Source organism: Variovorax sp. J31P207, from assembly GCF_030316965.1.
Lineage (GTDB): Bacteria > Pseudomonadota > Gammaproteobacteria > Burkholderiales > Burkholderiaceae_C > Variovorax > Variovorax ginsengisoli_B.
The window spans coordinates 1-4,389 of sequence record NZ_JASZYN010000037.1; the positions used below are offsets into that span (position 1 = coordinate 1).

Genomic DNA, 4,389 nt, shown 5'->3' on the forward strand with positions numbered 1-4,389 from the left:
GCGTTGGGCAACTGACGCGCCGGCTTCTCCGGCTGTCATGAGATGAACCGCCTGGCGACTTCTAACCTCTCGCGGCATTCGGCAACCATTCGGCTGTTACCGCGCGGCGTGTGCACGTGGTCATATGAAAGTACGTCGGTCATGGCGCTGTGCTCAAGCCCCATCGCATCGGACCGCAAGAGATTTTTCGTTTTTCGGCACCCAGTTTAAGAAGCATAATTGCAGCGCGAAATCGTCGAAACCGACGGGAATTCCTCGCACGGGCAGCCCGCCCATCGGCGCCTGACGTACTGCACCGCAGAAGACAAATCCGTTTCTGGATGCGCAGGTTCACTCGCGCATCCCCTTGGTTTGTCTTTTCAACGTTGCCCGCAATGCCCCAAACCTCTTCCCGGATCGTCGAAACCAAGCTCACCCCTCCTGCAGTCGCCGTCACGCATGTGCTGCGCACCGAGATCAGCGAGCAGATTGCGGCAGCGACAGTGAAGCTGGTTCAGGATCTACGCGCCGCTGCTCGCGCTGTCCATGTATCGGATGGGCGCGCAGATTCCCGATGGCGTGGTGTTCACCGCGCGCGGCACCAATGGCCTGTTCGCGCCCAAGTCGGCGCTCAACGACTGGTTCACCAGCAACTATCAGAGCCGCTACAAGGACGCACCGGTCTACACCGCCTACCAGTACGCCAACAGCCTGCTCGCGCTCAAGGCCGCTTACGACGCAGCGGTCAAGACCGGAGACACCGGCACGCCGGCGCTGATCAAGGCGCTCAGGGGCAGCAGCCAGGCCTGCACATCGAGTCGCGCACCGAGATCATCTCGCCGCACCCCCCTCGCCACCCTGCGCTTCTCCGGTTGCCGGGTGCCGCGCTCCCACCTGATCGGCGAGACCGGCAAGGGCTTCAAGATGGCCATGAACACCCTCGACTACTTTCGGGCTTCGGTGGGTGCGGCCGCAACCGGTGCAGCGCGACGGGCGCTGGACGAGACACTGGTACGCGTGTCGGGACGCAAGCTGTTCGGCACGCCGATGTCCGAGATGGACACGGTGCGCATGAAGATCGCCGACATGGCGCTCAACCTGGACACCGCCGCCCTGCTCACCTACCGTGCAGCGTGGCTCAAGGACACGTCGAGCCGCTCGCCGACTCGCGAGATCGCCATGGCCAAACTGGGCGCCACCGAGGCGGCACAACGGGTAGTGGATGCCGCAGTGCAGCTGTTCGGTGGGACAGGCGTGAGCGTGGGATCCATCATCGAACAGCTCTACCGGGACACCCGTCCGATGCGCATCTATGAAGGCGCATCGGAGATTCAAAAGCTGATCATCGGCAAGCGCACGCTGGCCCAAGGTATGAGCGTCGGCTTCTGAGTGCGGCGTTCGAGCAGAGAACCCGCAACCGCCCCTTAACGCGATCCCGCCTGCGGCAGTCGACATGCCGGCCGCGACTGCCGCGGCCGGCCATCAGCGTTACGCAGTTTCGTATCCGAACATCGACTTCACCTCCAGAAAATCTTCCAGCCCGAAGCGTCCCCATTCACGCCCGTTCCCCGACTGTTTGTAGCCACCGAACGGCGCCGCGACATCCCCGTTCGCGCCGTTGATATGGACCATTCCAGCCCTGATTCTTCGACCAATGCTCCGGGCTTTCTCGACGTCCGACGCCGTAACGTAAGACGACAGCCCATAGACCGTGTCATTGGCAATGGCGATCGCGTGCTCTTCGCTGTCGTAGGCAAGGATGGAGAGAACCGGACCGAAGATCTCCTCCCTGGCGATCGTCATGTCGTTCGTCACGCCGGAGAAGACGGTCGGGCGAATGTAGTAGCCCTCGGTCAGGCCAGCCGGTCTGCCAGGTCCTCCTGCCGTGAGCCGGGCTCCCTCCGTGACGCCTTTCTCGATCAAGGCCTGGATCTTCGAGAACTGTAGAGCGTTCGCGACCGGTCCAATGACGGACGTTTCGAGCAGCGGATCGCCCACAACGGCGTTCTCTGCGATACGACCAGCAATCGCGGCAGCCTCCTCCTGCCTGTGGGCAGGAACGAGGAGGCGCGTGGGCGCATTGCACGACTGCCCAGAATTGTGGAAGCACGCGTGCGCACCGTGGGCAACCGCAGCAGCAAAGGATTCGTCATCGACCAGAATGTTTGGCGACTTTCCTCCGAGTTCCTGGCTGACCCGCTTGACGGTTTCTGCGGCCGTCTTGGCCACCAGGATGCCGGCCCGGGTCGATCCTGTGAACGACACCATGTCAATCCCTGGATGGGCCGAGATTGCATGACCGACTGTCGGGCCGTCTCCGTTGATCATGTTGAAGACCCCAGACGGAATGCCTGCCTCGTGCAGGATGTCGGCGAACACAAGCGCCGACATCGGTGAAATTTCACTTGGCTTGAGCACCATGGTGCAGCCTGCGGCAAGAGCGAACGCGACCTTGCACGCGACCTGGTTCATCGGCCAGTTCCACGGCGTGATGAAGCCGCACACACCGAGAGCCTCTCGCACCACGCGCGTCTGGCCGATCTGTTCTTCGAACTTGTGTTCCCGGAGCGTCTGGATCGCTTGCGCAAAGTGCCAGACCCCGATGGGAGCGTGAAGCTGCTGCGACAACTTCGTCGGTGCCCCCATCTCGCTCGTCACGGCATCCGCGATCTCGCCTTTGCGGCGCTCATAGACGGCAACCACGCGGCCGAGAAGATCCAGGCGCTCTTCCCGGCTCGTTGCGGCAAAGGAAGGGAATGCGCGGCGCGCAGCGATGACCGCGCGGTCGACATCGGCGGCAGAGCCGAGTGCGATCTGGGTGAACGCCTTCTCAGTCGCGGGGTTCACCACCTCCAGCGTTCTCAACTCAATGGGCGCAACCCAGGCTCCGTCGATGTAGAACTGCAGATTGTTTGTCATTGCCACTTTCTCCTTCTGTTGGCTAAAAATTCAAGTCGCCCGGGAGCGGGCTGAAAACACAAGTCCGACCGTGCGACCCGTCAGCGTCGACCGAACTCCTGCCGATTTCCTTCATTGATCCACACGGATTTGGTCTCGGTGTAGTCGTCCAGGGCATCGGCACCAAGTTCCCGGCCGATGCCACTCTGCTTGAATCCACCGAAGGGAACCGCGTAGTGAATGACACGGTAGGCGTTGACCCAGACCGTTCCGGCTCGCAGACGCTTGACCATTCGATGCGCCCGGCCAACGTCACGCGTCCAAACGGCAGCGGCCAGACCGAAATCAACGTCGTTGGCGACCTGCACCGCGTGATCCTCGCTGCTGAACCGGATCAGACTGGCCACCGGGCCAAAAATTTCCTCCTGCGCGAGCCGCGAGGAATTGGCAACCTCGGTGAAGATGGCGGGCTGAACGAACAGGCCGGCGGCTGTCAGAGGGGTCGAGGTGTCGCGCACGCCTCCCGCGATCAGCCGGGCACCTTCCGCCTTGCCGATCTCGATGTAGCTCAAGACCTTGTCGAACTGATTCCGGCAAGCCAGCGGCCCGACGTCGACACCGGAATCCAGCGGATCTCCGAGCGTGAGCTTCGCAGTGGCTGCCGCGAGTTTGCGCGCAAAATCATCGTAGACGCTGTCCTCGACGAGCACACGGGAGCCGGCCATGCAACTCTGCCCGGTCGCCGAAAAAATGCCGCCCATCACGCCGTAGATCGCGTCATCGAGGTCGGCATCGGCGAACACGATGTTCGGTGATTTGCCACCCAGTTCCAGCGTCGCTCGGCCGATTCTCGGCGTGGTGGCTGCGAGCATCGCCTTTCCGCCGTTGGTCGAACCCGTGAAAGCGATCTTGTCCACGCCAGCGTGATTTGCAAGTGCTGCGCCGGAGGGCTGGCCGAAGCCGGTGACGACGTTCACGACGCCTTTTGGGAACCCGGCCTCCTGGCACAATTCGGCAAGGCGCAGCGTCGACGTCGGGGTCACCTCGGACGGTTTGATCACGATCGTGCAGCCGGCTGCAAGTGCGGGAAAAAGCTTCCACGACAGCAGGGTCAACGGCGAATTCCACGGCGTGATTGCCGCGACGACGCCAACCGCCTCGCGCACGGTGTACGTCGTGAAGCCCGGATAGGAATGCATCGTCGAGCCATGAATGTTCTCCGCCAATCCCGCCACATATCTGGCATGGCTCGCCAGCGCACGGGCACCGGGCAACATCTCGCTGAGGAGCTTGCCGTTTTCGTGAGTCTGGATTAGCGCCAGCTCCTCGGCGTTCTGGTCGATCAGGTCGGCGAGCTTGCGGAGCATCCCAGCGCGTGTGGCCGGCGGCGTATGTGGCCAGCCATCCTCATCGAATGCACGGCGGGCAGCCCGAACGGCGCGATCCACATCCTGCACGCTGGCGACGGGCACCTGCCCCCACGGACGATCCTCGCAAGGATCGTTGCAGGCG

At 62.7% G+C, this 4,389-nt stretch carries 3 protein-coding genes; 1 reads left to right on the forward strand and 2 read right to left on the reverse strand.

What is annotated here, in order from left to right; all coding sequences use genetic code 11:
* Positions 1 to 534 precede the first annotated feature (534 nt).
* A complete protein-coding gene (locus tag QTI68_RS40045) occupies positions 535 to 1,368 on the forward strand; it encodes an acyl-CoA dehydrogenase family protein (protein WP_286529963.1) in 834 nt (277 codons plus the stop codon).
* A 99-nt stretch (positions 1,369 to 1,467) separates the two neighbouring features.
* Here the strand turns inward: QTI68_RS40045 and QTI68_RS40050 are convergent, their stop codons facing one another.
* Entirely contained in the window at positions 1,468 to 2,898 is a 1,431-nt protein-coding gene (locus tag QTI68_RS40050; RefSeq protein ID WP_286529964.1) for an aldehyde dehydrogenase family protein, read from the reverse strand.
* Positions 2,899 to 2,978: 80 nt separating this feature from the next.
* Positions 2,979 to 4,389: aldehyde dehydrogenase (locus QTI68_RS40055; RefSeq protein WP_286529966.1), on the reverse strand; the 1,411-nt coding region annotated here is incomplete at its 5' end.